The organism is Dokdonia pacifica, from assembly GCF_900188275.1.
GTDB lineage: Bacteria > Bacteroidota > Bacteroidia > Flavobacteriales > Flavobacteriaceae > Dokdonia > Dokdonia pacifica.
On the sequence record NZ_FZNY01000003.1, the window covers coordinates 339,947 to 354,914 of the forward strand.

Consider the following 14,968-nt stretch of genomic DNA (forward strand, 5'->3'; position numbering starts at 1 on the left):
GTCAAAATCAAAAGCGATAACAGGTTGGTTATCGCTTTTTTAAAGATTTATGTGAATTATACGCTTTCGCGAAAGCGTATTAAAAATCAGTATCTAATTTGATATAATCTAAGAATTCTCTACGAGTAGCTATTTCTTTAAACTTTCCTCCAAATTCACTAGTGACTGTACTGCTTTCTATATCACGGATACCACGACTATTAACACATAGATGCTTAGCATCTATAACACAGGCTACATCTTTTGTTCCAAGTGCTTCTTGAAGTTCTTGAACAATTTGCATTGTAAGACGTTCCTGTACTTGTGGACGTTTAGCATAATAGTCTACAATACGGTTCATCTTAGAAAGACCCACGACAGTTCCATTAGATATATACGCTACGTGTGCTCTTCCTACAATAGGTAAAAGGTGATGCTCGCACGTAGAGTATACTACAATGTTTTTTTCTACTAGCATTTCTCCATACTTGTAGTTGTTATCAAACGTAGAGGCTTTGGGTTTACGATCTGGATGTAAACCACCAAAGATTTCGTTTACAAACATCTTTGCTACACGTGTAGGAGTTCCTTTTAAACTATCGTCTGTCATATCAAGGCCTAATGTTTCCATGATATGTGCTACATCTTTTTTGATGCTGGCTATTTTTTCAATATCGCTTAATTCAAAAGCATCATCTCGTAAAGGAGTAATAGCGCTTGAACCTATATGATCATTCCCCATAGCTTCAATTTGCTCTTGGTAGCGATCTGTGTTTTTTTCTATTTCTGTCTTCATTTGCATGTCATTTCTTCCCTAAGTATATATGTATGTATAAACTATGTTAGAAATATTTTTATTGTTATCCTACTATCTGTCGTAACAGATGGAATAGGCTTGCAAAGATAGGTATTATAGTTATTATAGCTAATTATTTTATTGTTGCTAGGTAGCGAGCAACGATATCTCTATAGCTTCTGCTTATGGGAATAGCAGTACGTCCAATAGTAATATGCTCACTTGTGAAACTGTCAATTTTTGAGATATTTATGATAAATGAACGATGGGTACGCATAAAGCGTTGTTCGGGTAACTTTTCTATAACGGTAGTAATAGTTTCTCTCGTGATTAGGACTTCCTGTGCGGTATGTATCTTTATATAGTCACCACAACTTTCTGTATATAGCAATTCATCAAAATTTACCTTTACCATCTTACGATCACATCTAAAAAACGTAAAATCATGCGATGGTTGTTGCTGTGTTACTGATTGTTCTTCAATAAATTTATGTACAGCCTTCATCAAACGCTCTAACGAGATAGGCTTTAATAGGTAATCTACTGCTTGTAGATCAAAACCATCTACAGCATATTCTCTGTATGCCGTTGTAAAAATCACTTTACTTTTTCCTTGTATGGCATTTGCAAACATAAGCCCAGTGACTTCGGGCATATTGATATCTAAAAAAACAAGATCTACAGATTGTTTACTCAATACTGAAAAAGCCTCTGAAGCATTTTTACAGCTAGCGATCACTTCTATAGTATCTATTTTATCAAGATGTGTCGCAAGAATATCTCTTGCGGTGGGTTCATCATCTACGAGTATGGCCGTATATGTCTTGTTCATGATTCTAATTGTATCTCTAGTTGTACTTGGTAATAATGCTCTTTATATATCGTGCTAAGTTGGTAAGCATCAGGATATATACTTTCTAATCTTTTCCTAGTATTTTCAAGACCAATACCATGATTTTCGGAAGAACTATTATTTACGATAGCTGTATTTTGAATGGTGAAAAACAATTGCTTTGCTGTTGTTTTCAAATGAATATCAATGGTTAAAAAACCATCAATAGGCGTACCATGTTTAAAAGCATTTTCTACAAAAGCTATAAATAGCATAGGAGGGATGCTAATTTCCTTTTCAATTTCTTTAGTAAAGGTTACACGTAATGTATCTCTAAAACGGACACGCTCTAAACCAATATAAGATTCTATGTGTTTTATTTCTTCGGTTAAAGGAACTTCCGGTTTTTCAATTTGATTAAGAATGTAATCTAATAAGTTAGAGAGTTTAAGAATAAGATCTGGTGTTTCTTTAGAACCTTTAAGTGCAAAACCATATACTGTGTTTAACGTATTAAAAAGAAAATGAGGGTGTATTTGTTGCTTAAGGAAATAAAGCTCTTTTTGTTTTAATACCAGTTTCCCTTCTAATAGTTTATTTTCCAATTCCTTATTAAGACTTGCTGTTTTGTGATTATACCTTAATAACTGTACAAAACACACAACACTTACCACCAGATAGACTAGTATTAATACAAAGATGACATTACGCGAGAGTAATGGCATTTCTTTAATCTTAAAATTAGAAAGAAAGACAAGGTTTACAAACGTAATAATGAGTATTAGATATACAGAACACACAAAAGTGTAAACTAGGTATAAACTGAACTTTAGATACTTTTTAGTGATGAGGTATTTGGGAATGAGTACGTAGGATATAAAATACGTGATAGCAATAGTCACTGGCAATAAGCTGGTAGAAAACCAAAAAACAAACTTCTCGTTGTTAGATCCATAGCTAAAGAAGTAGCTATAAAATAGCCAGACCCCTATCCATAATAAAAGGTGTAATGGGGTAAATTTTAATTCCTTTAGTAGCGTTTTCAGCATCCTACAAAGGTGTATAAAATCTTTTAACTATACAGATTTTTGAGACAGATTACTGGTTTTATGCTATAAATAACGTATCAACGGGTAATCATGTCATTACAAAGTTGATAATAGTTAAAACCCGTGGAAAAAAGGGTATTGGTCGCATTACGCTTTCGCGAAAGCGTATAAAAGATACATTTGACGTATCAATCAATAATAAGATCTCTTCATATGAAAAAAATAACCCTTCTTTTTTTATTTAGTTTTTGTACGCTCATCGCACAAACAGAAAAATATGATCAATTAGATGCCATTTTCAAAACACTAGAAACAACAGGAAATGGAATGGGCGGAATTTCTATCTATCAGGATGGGAAGGAAGTATATCAAAATGCTTTTGGATATGCTAACATAGAAAAGAAAATTAAGTCAACAGCAACTACAAAATATCGTATAGGGTCTGTTACAAAAATGTATACATCCACCATTATCATACAACTCATAGAAGAAGGAAAACTAGAGTTAGACACGCCTTTGAGTACGTTTTTTCCAAAACTTCCTAATGCTACAATGATTACAGTTAAGAACCTTTTAAAACATCAAAGCGGATTATTTAATATTACCGAGGATGATAATTTTGCTACTTGGATGTTCCAACCTCAATCAAGAATTAAAATGCTAGATCGGATGGTGAAGAATGGAGTTATTTTTGAACCTGGCACCGATACATCATACTGTAACACCAATTATATTTTGCTAGGGTATATCGCAGAAGAAATAACAGGAAAAAGTTTTTATGATATCGTACAGCATATGATTGTAGCCCCTTTACAATTAAAACGCACCTATGTTGGTACAGATCGTCCAAAGGGTGATCAAGAAGCTGTGTCACATCAACGTGTTGAAAATCAATGGGAGGTAGTTAGTGAGTATACAGAGATGAGTGCTCCAGGTGGTGCAGGGGCTATTGTGAGTACGCCATTAGAAGTAAATAAGTTTACCAATGCTTTGTATACAGATAAGCTTATGTCTCAAGCTTTTTATCAACAAATGACAGATGTGAGTACAGGAATGGGAATGGGACTAGGAGGAATGCCTATTATGGGAATGCAAGCGTATGGAATGAGTGGTCAAATAGATGGCTTTAAATCATTAGCTATTTTTTTTCCAGAACAGAAAATCTCTATGACACTTGTGAGTAACGCATATGAATCTTCTTTACAAGAAATCATGATGCAGGTTTTACAGGTGTTTTTTAAAAATTAATTATTAGTAACTTTAAATTTTAATAGAATTATGTCACAATTAATAGATCGTATACAAGAAGGTGGACCTGTATTTATGATACCCCTAGTATTAATTATTAGTATCATTGTTGTTTTATTTATAATAGCACTACTTGGTAAGAAGAAATTAATGCACGTGTATCAGTTGATAGCACATTTGAGTCTTTTTGGAATGATATGGGGTTTTTTAGGATCAACATTGGGCTTAATATCTGCCTTTGATGCGATAGAGTCTGTTGGTGAAGTATCACAACCTATGTTTTCAGGAGGTCTCAAAGTAGCTTTGTTAACAACAGTTTTTGGATTGATTACGTTCTTGATTGGAAGAATTTCTATGTTAGTATTGACTATAAAATCTCAAATGAGTACTCCGGTAGACGCATCTTAATATGACTTATAATTAAAAAATCCCTTTTCAATGTTGAAAAAGGATTTTTTAATTGTCAATTGAAGTTAATCAAATATTTTTTTCTTTCTGAGTTCAAAGTTCTGACCGAGATACACTTTACGTACCATTTCATCGGCGGCGAGTTCTTCTGGAACTCCATGTTTTAAGATACTTCCCTCAAACATTAGATAGGTTCTATCAGTAATAGCCAAGGTTTCTTGTACATTGTGATCTGTGATAAGAATACCAATATTCTTATCTTTTAATTGGGCAACAATACGTTGTATATCTTCTACTGCAACAGGATCTACTCCTGCAAAAGGTTCATCTAGTAGTATAAAATTTGGTGAGGTAGCTAGTGCACGTGCAATCTCTGTACGACGACGTTCACCTCCAGAGAGTAAATCTCCTCTGTTTTTACGAATATGACCAAGACTAAACTCTTCTATGAGTTCTTCCATCTTATGAAGCTGTTCTTTTTTAGAAAGCTTAGTTAATTGTAATACACTTAGAATATTATCTTCAATACTTAGTTTTCTAAATACAGAAGCCTCTTGTGCGAGATATCCAATACCGTTTTGTGCACGTTTGTACATAGGGTATTTTGTAATCTCTTGATTGTCTAAATAAATGGTTCCTCCATTAGGTTTGACCAAACCAACAATCATATAGAAAGAAGTTGTTTTTCCGGCACCATTTGGCCCTAGAAGACCTACAATTTCTCCTTGATTTACTTCTACAGAAATGCCTTTTACGACCTTTCGGCCTTTATAGGATTTCATTAGATTTTGTGCACTTAACTTCATAGATCGTAAAGATACGTGTTTCGTTGGATTTGCAATAAAGGGATGATATACTTTAGGAATGTATTAACGCTACGATTTATGCTTTTTGTGTTTCTAACTCATGCCAAAACTCTCTCGCTCTTCGTAGATGAGGTATCACAATAGTACCGCCTACAAGGGTGGCAATACTCATAGTCTCCATCATTTCTTCTGTAGTTACCCCTTCTTTATGGGCTGTTTCAAGGTGGTATTTAATACAATCATCACAACGCAATACTGCAGAGGCAACGAGTCCTAAAAGTTCTTTAGTTTTTACATCAAGAGCACCAGCAGCATAGGTATTGGTGTCTAAATTGTAAATACGCTTAATGACCTTATTATTATCACCAAGGATCATCTCATTCATACGAGTGCGATACTCATTAAATTCTTCTATTTGCTTACTCATAACTTTATTTTTCGTACCCTCATTGGAGGGAATCTTATCATATTATATTCACATCAAGTTTATGATGCTTGTTGTTTTTTTAATCTTTTTGCTTCTCTTTTTAAAACGATACGACTTATTACAATACTCACTTCGTATAAAATTAATACAGGTACCGCAACAATCACTTGTGTTGAGATATCTGGAGGTGTGATAATAGCAGAGAGAATAAGTACAATAACGAGTGCATACTTTCGATTCTTTTTTAAGAACTCGGGAGTGACTAATCCTATTTTGGTAAGGAAGTACATAATAATAGGAAGTTCAAATATAATACCTGCTGCTAATATTGATGCTCTCATTAATCCAACGTAAGAATCAATATCAAATTCATTTTGAATTACATCTGCAACTTTGAAACCAGATAAAAAATTGATAGATAAGGGCGCAATCACATAGTATCCAAAAAATGCACCTATAAAGAATAATAATGAGGCAATTATGATAAATCCTTTTGAACTTTTACGTTCATTATCATACAATCCGGGAGAAATAAATTTCCAAAACTCATATAATATATATGGAAAACCTACAACTACACCAGTTGTAATAGAGGTCCAGATAGCTGTATTAAATTGGGCACCTACTTTACGACTTTGGATAATAAAATCTAAATCCCCTTCTCCTATACATCCCTTTTCCATACCTACTAAGTTGGAGATTCGACAAAGAATATCATAAGAAACAAATTCAGGATATGAAGGTCCAAGAATGATTACTTCGAATAAAAAATCTATAAAAATAAAAGCTACGGTACCAATAATCACAACAGCGAGTGTAGATCTTATAAGGTGCCAGCGTAATTCTTCTAGGTGATCCAAGAATGACATTTCTGCCTCTTGTTTTTTTGTGTTTTTGGCTGCCATTAAATAATTCCTTCTTTTATTAAATCATGTATATGCACTACACCACTATAGACTCCTTGATGCGTAGCAAGTAATTGGCTAATGCCATTTTCTTCTAAGATACGTTTTGCAGTAACTGCCATGGCGTCATTATCAATAGTTTTAGGAGATGCGCTCATGATATCTTTTGCAGTGAGCCCTTCTAGGGTGTCATTTTTTGAGAGCATTCTTCGTAAGTCTCCATCAGTAATAATTCCAATAATTTTTTGATCTTCAACCACAGCGGTAACGCCTAATCGTTTTGCAGAGATTTCTACAATAACTTCTTTGATACTAGCCTCTGGAGATACAGATGGTTTTTCGTGTATTTGAGTCAGGTCACTTACACGTAAATATAGTTTTTTACCTAAGGCGCCTCCAGGATGATATTTAGCAAAATCTTTATCAGAAAAACCTTTTAAATCCAATAAAGCTACCGCTACAGCATCACCTACAACGAGTTGAGCAGTAGTACTTGTAGTAGGCGCTAAGTTATTAGGACATGCTTCTACGGATACTTGTGCGTGTAAAACAAAATTGGCTTGAGTGCCTAAAAAAGAATCTTTGTTGGAAGTAATAGCAATAAGCGGGTTATTAGTCTTCTTGATGAGCGGTACTAATACTTTAATTTCTGGAGTATTTCCACTTTTAGAAATACAAATCACAACATCATCTTTTTGTACGGTACCTAAATCTCCGTGTATGGCATCGGCGGCATGCATGAATATAGCAGGGGTTCCCGTACTATTAAGTGTTGCCACAATTTTTTGTGCGATAATGGCACTTTTTCCGATTCCTGTAATGATCACCCGTCCTACTGAGTTATAAATTACTTCTACAGCTTGTGCAAATTCTTCATCTATGAGTGTGTGAAGATGAGCAATGGCTTCTTGTTCTATAGCTATGGTTTTCTGGGCGCTAGCAATTATCTGCTGTAATATGTTCAAAATTTAGTTTTTATTAGGTTTGTATACCGTAAGGAATTCACTATATTTATGTAATACAAAGGTATGCAAAAATGCACAAGAATAAATGAATACTGGGCAATTAGACTTACACGCTGCACTTAAAAAATATTTTGGTTTTGGGCAGTTCAAAGGACTTCAAGAAGAAGTTATAAAAAGTATTGTTGGAGGAGATCATACATTTGTGATTATGCCCACAGGCGGCGGAAAATCACTATGTTATCAATTACCAGCACTGCTTAAAGGAGGTACAGCAATTGTGGTTTCGCCATTAATTGCGTTAATGAAAAATCAAGTAGATGCACTGCGGGGAATCTCCCAAGAAGAAGGAATTGCACATGTACTGAACTCTTCATTAACCAAAGGAGAGATTAAAACAGTAAAAGAAGATATTTCTCGAGGTGTCACAAAACTCTTATATGTGGCTCCAGAATCACTTACTAAAGAAGAAAATGCAGAGTTTTTAAGATCTGTTCCTATTTCTTTTTTAGCTATAGATGAAGCACATTGTATTTCAGAATGGGGACATGATTTTAGACCAGAATATCGTAACCTCCGTAATATTATAAAACGTATAGGTGATAATATTCCTATTATAGCTGTAACTGCTACGGCAACTCCTAAAGTTCAAGAAGATATTCTCAAAAATTTAGGAATTACAAATGCCAACACATTTAAAGCTTCTTTTAATAGACCCAACTTATATTATGAAATTCGTCCTAAAACCAAGGATGTAGATGGAGATATTATTCGGTTTGTAAAACAAAATGAAGGTAAGAGCGGTATTGTGTATTGTCTTTCGCGAAAGCGAGTTGAAGAATTAGCACAAACCTTACAAGTAAATGGCCTTAAAGCGGTTCCTTATCATGCGGGACTCGATGCAAAAACACGTGCAAAACATCAAGATATGTTTTTGATGGAAGATGCAGATGTTGTAGTTGCTACCATTGCTTTTGGGATGGGAATTGATAAACCAGATGTGCGTTTTGTAATTCATCACGATATTCCTAAGAGTATTGAGAGTTATTATCAAGAAACTGGACGTGCAGGACGTGATGGAGGAGAAGGTCACTGTCTAGCTTTTTATGCCTATAAAGATATTGAGAAACTCGAAAAGTTTATGAGTGGAAAACCTGTTGCAGAACAGGAAATTGGACATGCATTGCTTCAAGAGGTCGTCGCTTATGCAGAGACAAGTATGTCTAGACGTAAATTTATCTTGCATTACTTTGGAGAAGAGTTTGACAATGAAACTGGAGAAGGAGGAATGCTAGATGACAATATGCGTCACCCTAAAAAGAAACATGAAGCCAAAGATGAATTGGTTAAAATACTCAAAGTAGTACGGGATACTAATCAAATCTATAAGAGTAAAGAATTGGTCTTTACAATGTTAGGTAAAGAAAATGCAATTATTACGTCTCATAAAACACATCAGCAACCTTTCTTTGGTTGTGGTAGTGAACGTGAAAAAACCTATTGGCATGCCTTATTACGCCAAGCCTTGGTTGCGGGCTATATATCAAAAGATATAGAAACTTATGGTGTTATAAAAATTACTGATAAAGGACTAGCTTTTATAGATGCTCCTTCATCATTTATGATGACAGATGATCATATATATGACGAAAGCGCAAGTAATCAAATAGTTTCAGGTGCTAAAGGAGGAGGAGCCGATAAAGTGCTTGTTGAAATGCTAAAAGATCTTCGTAAAAAAGTATCTAAAAAACTCAATGTACCTCCATATATTGTTTTTCAAGATCCATCTATAAATGATATGGCTATAAAATACCCTATGACTATAGAAGAACTTTCTTCTGTGCATGGTGTAGGAGATGGGAAGGCTAAAAAATATGGAAAGGACTTTGTTGCACTCATAGATACATACGTAAAAGAAAATGATATTTTACGACCCGATGATCTTATTGTAAAAAGCACTGGAGCTAATAGTGGTCTAAAACTATACATCATCCAAAATGTAGACCGTAAGTTGCCACTTGATGATATAGCATCTGCCAAAGGTAAAGAGATGCCTGAGTTCATTAAAGAAATGGAAGCTATTGTTTACAGCGGAACAAAACTTAATATCTCTTATTGGATTGATGATATTCTAGATGAAGATCAGCAGGAAGAACTTCATGAATATTTTATGGAGGCAGAAACCGATGGTATAGAAGCTGCTCTTGAAGAGTTTGATGGCGATTATGATGACGAAGAATTACGTCTTTATCGTATCAAGTTTATCAGTGAGGTGGCTAATTAATTGTATTGCTTTTTATATATATGCTTTCAAAGAGCATAGCGATGCACAACTTTATACTGAGTTTTATCGAAGTACAAAAGCGTACATTGAAGCATAAAAAAATCAGGCAAACATACTATGTATGATTACCTGATCTTACAAGCAATGTGTTATACAATTACTTTACTAATTTCCTTGTTAAGAAGAATCCTGCCAGTAAGCCTGTTCCAGCCATTAAGAATATGATTCCTGGATATAGAGCATCGTTATATCCTACAGTTTCTTGAAGCATTAATGCGATTAGAATTCCTGTTCCTATACCCATTAATAGTAACGCTATATTCAGTACAAGAATTTTCCAAATAGGTGGTGTTTCTCTTGATTGCTTAAAGATTCCAGCATCCATTCCTTTTTCTATAAGTGCCAAACGCTCTTTGTTACGTGTAGAATAATGTAGGTATGCGATCCCGAAAATTGATCCAAAAATGCATAAGAATATGATAATTTCTCCTCCCATAATAGTCGATTTTTAATTGATTACAAATTATTTATTTGCCCATATGACGAAAGGTTTTTTAAAACGGTTACAGAATTTATAAAGTTTTTTTTGCTTTCGCGAAAATTAACTCAGAAATCAAAGCAATGTAATACAGACATTTTTAGTTCTGGACGTAATTACTATACTTATTTCTTTCTTCAGGAACTTCACTGAGATACTGTACAAATTCAAACTGATTTCCATCTGCATCTGCAAAATAATCTCTAATTCTAAATTCCTCTACTTGCTTCGGATAATCTCGTTGATACCCATTATTTAAAAGATTAGTAGCAATGTCTTCTACATTGGGTACAACAAATGCTAAATGATTGATACCAATTTTCTCATAGTTGTTTTCAGCTTTGATATGATTTTCTGTTGCTTGATTAATGGCAACATATGTATAATCATCTCCCAGATGTACCCATTCTCTAACATCGTTACCGCCTCCTCGTATTTTAAAATGAGGAAAAGCAATTTGGAAAAATTGTATGGCTTCTTGTAAGTTACTTACGGTAATGTTAGCGTGTTCTAAATATATATGCTGTGTCATAAATAAAAGTGTTTATTAGTTATGACAAATATCTACAGAGAAAATGATGTGTAAAACGAACTTATGTACAGAAAGATACCTGTACGATAGTACAGGTGGAAAGAAATTTAGTAGAAATTAAATACTAAAAAGCCCTCTTTTTAAACCAATATCTACTGCTTCGGTACGATTAGTAGCATTGAGTTTGGATAGTATGGCAGTAATATGAAACTTAACCGTTCGCTCTGTGATGAATAATTGTGTCCCAATTTGCTCATTAGTAAGTCCCTTTTTTATGAGAGTGAGTACTTGTAACTCTCGTTTTGTAATAGGCATTTCGGGGTAATTAAACTCATGAAGTGTTTTACCAGTTTGCTCAAGGGTTTCAGTTTCCTTAAGAAGTGTTTTTAATTGATGCTGTAAGTCTGTTGCTTTGTTAAGAGCCTCTTGTATTTTACTTTTTTCACTCTTTACACTTTCAAGAGATGAAATAATAGCTTCTATCTTTGGAAATAGTACTGCTTCAGAGATTTTACTCAAGGTTGTTCCTGATGTTACATCTTTAGAAGGTTGCTGTAAACGCGCGCGTTGTATGGCTGTTCCCACCAATTCACTAATCGTATTAAGAATAGTCAATTCTTTTTCAGTAAGTTGTCGTGTTTCTTTACTTAGTAAGTTGATGAGTCCTACTTTTTGATCATTAATAATGATAGGAATAGTAGCATGAAACTTTAAATCATTAGTGCCTGAGCTGATATCTTTTAATCTTGAACAAGCAATTTCACTAATGTTTACTGCTTGATTAATATCGTCAGATAGGTATTGTTTTATACAGTAACACCAACCCGATAAGCGTTCGGGGAAATTACTTAGTGCAGGTGGTAAATTATGAGACACTGCTAAATACACCGATTCGTTATCTGGTTCAGTAAGCCAAATCCAACCCGTTTCTATACCCAGAATCTCAGCTGTTTTTTCTAAAGATTTACGAAGTGCCGCATGCAAAGAAAATTCTTTGTTGAGGTGACTTGCGATTTCATATAGATGAGAAAAGTAATCCTTATCGTTCATTATTTGGCATTAACTATTAATAAATGCATGTAGCTTTCGTTATGTGCAATCTACATATAAAACTAGTGATTAATTATATATTTCAATAAGATCATTTATAAATCTAGACACTGTTTTTCTGCCTACGAAGAGGTCTCATATCTTTTTTTGTAACTTTTCTAACAATTCCTGTAACCATATGATACTTTAAGCAGTCTTACGTTTGTACAATGACCCATCAAGATGACCATATCTATATAACCAAGACGTTGGAAGGCGAGGTGAATGCCTTTGCTATGCTCATAGATCGTTATAAGCATATGGTCTATACGCTGAGTTTGCGTATGATGAAAACCACCGAAGAAGCCGAAGAGGTTTCGCAAGATGTATTCTTAAAGGCATTCCAGAAATTGGATAGTTATAAAGGAACGTCTAAATTTAGTACGTGGTTGTATAGTATTACGTATCATAAATGTCTGGATTCGCTTTCGCGAAAGCGGAAACAGCCCACTCATTATGCTGCCGAAATACAAGAAGAGATTACCGAAGAAAAAACAGCAAGTATTCTCGAAGCCATTGAAGCCAATGAATTACGAGGACAACTAGAACAATGTATTCAGCAATTGCGAGAAGAAGATGCTTTTTTAGTTACTTTGTATTATCTTGAAGAGCAAACGCTAGAGGAAATTGCTACGGTAACGGGAATGACAAAAAATAATGTAAAAGTGAAGCTTTTTCGAAGTAGAAAGAAATTATATACAATTATGGCCTCACATTTACCTAAAGAATTAGTAGCGCGTTATGAAAGAAAATGAAGAAAAATTAATAGATCAAGTTGTGTCTAAAGCGGTACAAAAAGTTTCTGTAAAATCACCATCTCATGATTTTACAAAAACACTTATGCATACCATTAAAACAGCACAAGCTTCTCAAACTACTATTGTATATCAACCCCTTATTTCAAAACGAATCTGGAGCCTTCTCGCTGTTGTTTTTGCCCTTTTAATTGGGTTTGTAGGGATACGTAATATAGAACTGACGACTGTTTCTGAAGTGGTACAAAAAGTATCTGATAAATTGCCTTCTTTCGATGTACCTACCTGGGAACTATTTAGTTTTGATACTTCTGTTGAAACCACAAGTCCCTTTGTGTATGGGGCTATTATACTAGCAGGTTTCTTGTTTTTAGAAATTGTGATTTTAAAACGAAAGTATAAATGGTAGTATGCACGCCGTCTTGAAATAGAAGTGTTGCCTAATGCTATGATTATCTGTTTTTAATATAAAGCCTTATTCTATAGGTTGGTGTTATCGTAACAATGCCACTTTTTTTATACATATTTGATACCACAATATACAGTTCAATTTCTGTATGTTCATTTGGATACCATTTATTATTTTTTCTTAGTCCTCCGGGTTGATCGGCTAGTGTTGTATCAGATAAGTTACCTCTTGACTTTGGAGTTCCATAAAGTGTCGTAAGTTCTTTTTCTAAATCTTTATATTTTTGGATGAGTGCTTTCTGAAATTCTTCCGATTGTTTTTCACCTTCTTCTAATTCTTTTGAATTCTTAGGATCCCACTCATAAAGAACTTTAGACATTAAAGAATCTTTTTCTTTAAAATGTAAATAAGTAACTAAACCTGGAAGTATGTTTCCTTTTCTTTTAAATGTAATAGGTTGTGCATTACCACTCAAAGAAATATATTTTGTTGTATTTGGCATTTGCACACTACCTAGTTGTTCTTCCATTTGAATATATGCATCCAGTGAAGTATTCTGAATATCAAATTGATATTCCTGCCCATATATTATAGCTCCAATAAATAAAAACCCAAGGATCTGTATATTTTTTAATAATGTATGATGCATTGTATTTTTAATTTCTTAGTAATAAATAATAGCTAACTCCGTAGACTTATCTAACACTTTTTTGCCATTGCGTAGAATATACGATGCAATATACGTAGGATTGTGATAGGTATCATAGGTGTATTCAAAGAGAAGGTCTCTGTGAATAGTGATCTCTTTCTGGAAACTATAATCATCTCGTGATACATATATATTCTTTTTAGCATCATTTTCATAAGATACGTTATACACGATATTATTTTTCTGAGAATCTGCTTTTGTATACGATGTTATCCTGTCTTTACTGTCATATGACACTGAAAATGTTGTTTCGATGTACATGCCTTCTACTGTTTCGTTTTCTTGTAACTTCCATTTTTTAGGATGTTTTTTAAGTTGTTTATATGTCAAAAAACAGCGATCTGAAACTGTAGTCGCATTTTTAAAACGCCCTTGTTGATCATATGTGTAGGTGCTTTTATAAGTATCTATAAGATCACTTTCTATAGTAAACTCATGCTGTAGTAATGTATGTAATTGTCCCAACTTTGTATACGTTGCTTCTCCGTATCCATAAATACTAAATTCAGAAAAATAAATTACAGATTCGTCTACAAACCCTTCGTCATCCATTTCTAGTGCGCCTTCAGATTTGTAATGTGTACGAGTAGATAATTTGTCATTCTTATAAGTGTATACAATACTATCCATCATCCCTCCAGCAATGTCATAAGCCATATAATTGGTGAGTTTTCCTTTTTTGTAGATATAGGTATAGAAATCTTCTTCCTTGATAATTGTGTCATTTTTTATAATAGGAAGTAGTTCGCTATTTAGATTTTCTACAGTAATATCATCAAAGACATTATCTGTGGTATATTTTGTGATTTTTCTATCGGTATTTATTAGGTAATAATAATTCTCTGTATACGTCTGGTCACTATCGGGCGATGTATGTTGTGTAAATGTGCGATTTACTTCGCGTACTGAACCTTCTAGAAATAGAGGGTTTGTCACTTTGTCTTCTTCTAATAGGGTATAAAAATCATTTTGAGGTGTAGGGAAATCTGGTAGTGTTCTGCTTTGAGCATTTATTGATACTATGCAGATAAGTAAAAGTAAAGAAGTGTATACCTGTTTATACATATAGTGGTTACGTGAGTTAGTGTAGCAATATAACGGTAAAATGGTATAATTATGATACTGGATATAGGGTATAAAAAAAGCGCCCACCCTTCCCCTAGGCAAGCACTTATTTTTCTGATCGTAAAAAATTAATTAACTAACTCTTAATCTTTAGAGCTGAAAGATGCGTAAATGA

At 33.9% G+C, this 14,968-nt stretch carries 17 protein-coding genes; 5 read left to right on the forward strand and 12 right to left on the reverse strand.

Annotation, left to right across the window (positions count from 1 at the left end):
* Positions 1-79 precede the first annotated feature (79 nt).
* The 3 genes from folE to CHB80_RS11670 all read right to left on the reverse strand — a co-directional run bounded on the left by folE (position 80) and on the right by CHB80_RS11670 (position 2,656).
* Entirely contained in the window at positions 80-721 is a 642-nt protein-coding gene (gene folE, locus CHB80_RS11660; RefSeq protein ID WP_371874966.1) for a GTP cyclohydrolase I FolE, read from the reverse strand.
* A 187-nt stretch (positions 722-908) separates the two neighbouring features.
* Complete coding sequence (locus tag CHB80_RS11665; protein ID WP_089371644.1) at positions 909-1,607, reverse strand: LytR/AlgR family response regulator transcription factor; 699 nt, start codon at positions 1,605-1,607, stop codon at positions 909-911.
* A complete protein-coding gene (locus tag CHB80_RS11670; protein WP_089371645.1) occupies positions 1,604-2,656 on the reverse strand; it encodes a sensor histidine kinase in 1,053 nt (350 codons plus the stop codon). The genes CHB80_RS11665 and CHB80_RS11670 overlap by 4 nt, the downstream gene beginning before the upstream one ends.
* A gap of 213 nt (positions 2,657-2,869) precedes the next feature.
* On the opposite strand from CHB80_RS11670, the gene CHB80_RS11675 reads away from it, so the two are divergent.
* Entirely contained in the window at positions 2,870-3,904 is a 1,035-nt protein-coding gene (locus CHB80_RS11675; protein WP_089371646.1) for a serine hydrolase domain-containing protein, read from the forward strand.
* Positions 3,905-3,934: 30 nt separating this feature from the next.
* Positions 3,935-4,312, forward strand: coding sequence for a MotA/TolQ/ExbB proton channel family protein (locus CHB80_RS11680; protein WP_089371647.1), 378 nt, complete (start codon positions 3,935-3,937; stop codon positions 4,310-4,312).
* A 65-nt stretch (positions 4,313-4,377) separates the two neighbouring features.
* Here CHB80_RS11680 and lptB read toward each other — a convergent pair whose 3' ends face one another.
* The 4 genes from lptB to CHB80_RS11700 form a co-directional block, all read right to left on the reverse strand.
* Positions 4,378-5,118 (reverse strand): LPS export ABC transporter ATP-binding protein, encoded by a 741-nt coding sequence (lptB, locus tag CHB80_RS11685; RefSeq protein WP_089371648.1) that lies wholly within the window; start codon positions 5,116-5,118, stop codon positions 4,378-4,380.
* 76 nt (positions 5,119-5,194) lie between these two features.
* Positions 5,195-5,545: a carboxymuconolactone decarboxylase family protein gene (locus CHB80_RS11690; protein ID WP_089371649.1), complete on the reverse strand. Its 351-nt coding sequence runs from the start codon at positions 5,543-5,545 to the stop codon at positions 5,195-5,197.
* Positions 5,546-5,604: 59 nt separating this feature from the next.
* On the reverse strand, positions 5,605-6,450 hold the full coding sequence (gene tatC, locus CHB80_RS11695) for a twin-arginine translocase subunit TatC (protein ID WP_089371650.1): 846 nt from the start codon (positions 6,448-6,450) through the stop codon (positions 5,605-5,607).
* On the reverse strand, positions 6,450-7,415 hold the full coding sequence (locus tag CHB80_RS11700; protein WP_089371651.1) for a KpsF/GutQ family sugar-phosphate isomerase: 966 nt from the start codon (positions 7,413-7,415) through the stop codon (positions 6,450-6,452). Before CHB80_RS11700 ends, tatC begins: the two co-directional genes overlap by 1 nt.
* 85 nt (positions 7,416-7,500) lie before the next feature.
* Here CHB80_RS11700 and CHB80_RS11705 point away from each other — a divergent pair, with 85 nt between their 5' ends.
* On the forward strand, positions 7,501-9,696 hold the full coding sequence (locus CHB80_RS11705; protein ID WP_089371652.1) for a RecQ family ATP-dependent DNA helicase: 2,196 nt from the start codon (positions 7,501-7,503) through the stop codon (positions 9,694-9,696).
* Positions 9,697-9,853: 157 nt separating this feature from the next.
* On the opposite strand, the gene CHB80_RS11710 is transcribed toward CHB80_RS11705, so the two are convergent.
* The 3 genes from CHB80_RS11710 to CHB80_RS25105 all read right to left on the reverse strand — a co-directional run bounded on the left by CHB80_RS11710 (position 9,854) and on the right by CHB80_RS25105 (position 11,816).
* Positions 9,854-10,192: a DUF6249 domain-containing protein gene (locus tag CHB80_RS11710; protein WP_089371653.1), complete on the reverse strand. Its 339-nt coding sequence runs from the start codon at positions 10,190-10,192 to the stop codon at positions 9,854-9,856.
* Between the two features lie 142 nt (positions 10,193-10,334).
* Positions 10,335-10,766: a VOC family protein gene (locus CHB80_RS11715; protein ID WP_089371654.1), complete on the reverse strand. Its 432-nt coding sequence runs from the start codon at positions 10,764-10,766 to the stop codon at positions 10,335-10,337.
* 117 nt (positions 10,767-10,883) lie between these two features.
* Positions 10,884-11,816, reverse strand: coding sequence for a LuxR C-terminal-related transcriptional regulator (locus CHB80_RS25105; protein ID WP_089371655.1), 933 nt, complete (start codon positions 11,814-11,816; stop codon positions 10,884-10,886).
* Positions 11,817-12,025: 209 nt separating this feature from the next.
* Between CHB80_RS25105 and CHB80_RS11725 the strand changes: the two genes are divergently transcribed.
* Positions 12,026-12,610: an RNA polymerase sigma factor gene (locus CHB80_RS11725; protein WP_089371656.1), complete on the forward strand. Its 585-nt coding sequence runs from the start codon at positions 12,026-12,028 to the stop codon at positions 12,608-12,610.
* The gene (locus CHB80_RS11730; RefSeq protein ID WP_089371657.1) at positions 12,597-13,019 is read left to right on the forward strand and encodes a hypothetical protein; all 423 of its coding nucleotides are present in this window, start codon (positions 12,597-12,599) and stop codon (positions 13,017-13,019) included. Before CHB80_RS11725 ends, CHB80_RS11730 begins: the two co-directional genes overlap by 14 nt.
* Before the next feature lie 43 nt (positions 13,020-13,062).
* On the opposite strand, the gene CHB80_RS11735 is transcribed toward CHB80_RS11730, so the two are convergent.
* Complete coding sequence (locus CHB80_RS11735) at positions 13,063-13,668, reverse strand: hypothetical protein (protein ID WP_089371658.1); 606 nt, start codon at positions 13,666-13,668, stop codon at positions 13,063-13,065.
* A gap of 15 nt (positions 13,669-13,683) precedes the next feature.
* Positions 13,684-14,793, reverse strand: a complete 1,110-nt coding sequence (locus tag CHB80_RS11740; RefSeq protein ID WP_089371659.1) for a hypothetical protein — start codon at positions 14,791-14,793, stop codon at positions 13,684-13,686.
* Positions 14,794-14,968: the final 175 nt, after the last annotated feature.

Bases quoted from the DNA above. Each gene is read 5' to 3' on its own strand.
- CHB80_RS11690 (WP_089371649.1), bottom strand. From the start codon at position 5,545: ATGAGTAAGCAAATAGAAGAATTTAATGAGTATCGCACTCGTATGAAT.
- CHB80_RS11675 (WP_089371646.1), top strand. From the start codon at position 2,870: ATGAAAAAAATAACCCTTCTTTTTTTATTTAGTTTTTGTACGCTCATC.
- CHB80_RS11715 (WP_089371654.1), bottom strand. From the start codon at position 10,766: ATGACACAGCATATATATTTAGAACACGCTAACATTACCGTAAGTAAC.
- CHB80_RS11680 (WP_089371647.1), top strand. From the start codon at position 3,935: ATGTCACAATTAATAGATCGTATACAAGAAGGTGGACCTGTATTTATG.
- CHB80_RS11740 (WP_089371659.1), bottom strand. From the start codon at position 14,793: ATGTATAAACAGGTATACACTTCTTTACTTTTACTTATCTGCATAGTA.
- CHB80_RS11705 (WP_089371652.1), top strand. From the start codon at position 7,501: ATGAATACTGGGCAATTAGACTTACACGCTGCACTTAAAAAATATTTT.
- tatC (WP_089371650.1), bottom strand. From the start codon at position 6,450: ATGGCAGCCAAAAACACAAAAAAACAAGAGGCAGAAATGTCATTCTTG.
- folE (WP_371874966.1), bottom strand. From the start codon at position 721: ATGGGGAATGATCATATAGGTTCAAGCGCTATTACTCCTTTACGAGAT.
- CHB80_RS11735 (WP_089371658.1), bottom strand. From the start codon at position 13,668: ATGCATCATACATTATTAAAAAATATACAGATCCTTGGGTTTTTATTT.
- CHB80_RS11725 (WP_089371656.1), top strand. From the start codon at position 12,026: ATGACCCATCAAGATGACCATATCTATATAACCAAGACGTTGGAAGGC.
- CHB80_RS11730 (WP_089371657.1), top strand. From the start codon at position 12,597: ATGAAAGAAAATGAAGAAAAATTAATAGATCAAGTTGTGTCTAAAGCG.
- CHB80_RS25105 (WP_089371655.1), bottom strand. From the start codon at position 11,816: ATGAACGATAAGGATTACTTTTCTCATCTATATGAAATCGCAAGTCAC.
- CHB80_RS11665 (WP_089371644.1), bottom strand. From the start codon at position 1,607: ATGAACAAGACATATACGGCCATACTCGTAGATGATGAACCCACCGCA.
- CHB80_RS11710 (WP_089371653.1), bottom strand. From the start codon at position 10,192: ATGGGAGGAGAAATTATCATATTCTTATGCATTTTTGGATCAATTTTC.
- lptB (WP_089371648.1), bottom strand. From the start codon at position 5,118: ATGAAGTTAAGTGCACAAAATCTAATGAAATCCTATAAAGGCCGAAAG.
- CHB80_RS11670 (WP_089371645.1), bottom strand. From the start codon at position 2,656: ATGCTGAAAACGCTACTAAAGGAATTAAAATTTACCCCATTACACCTT.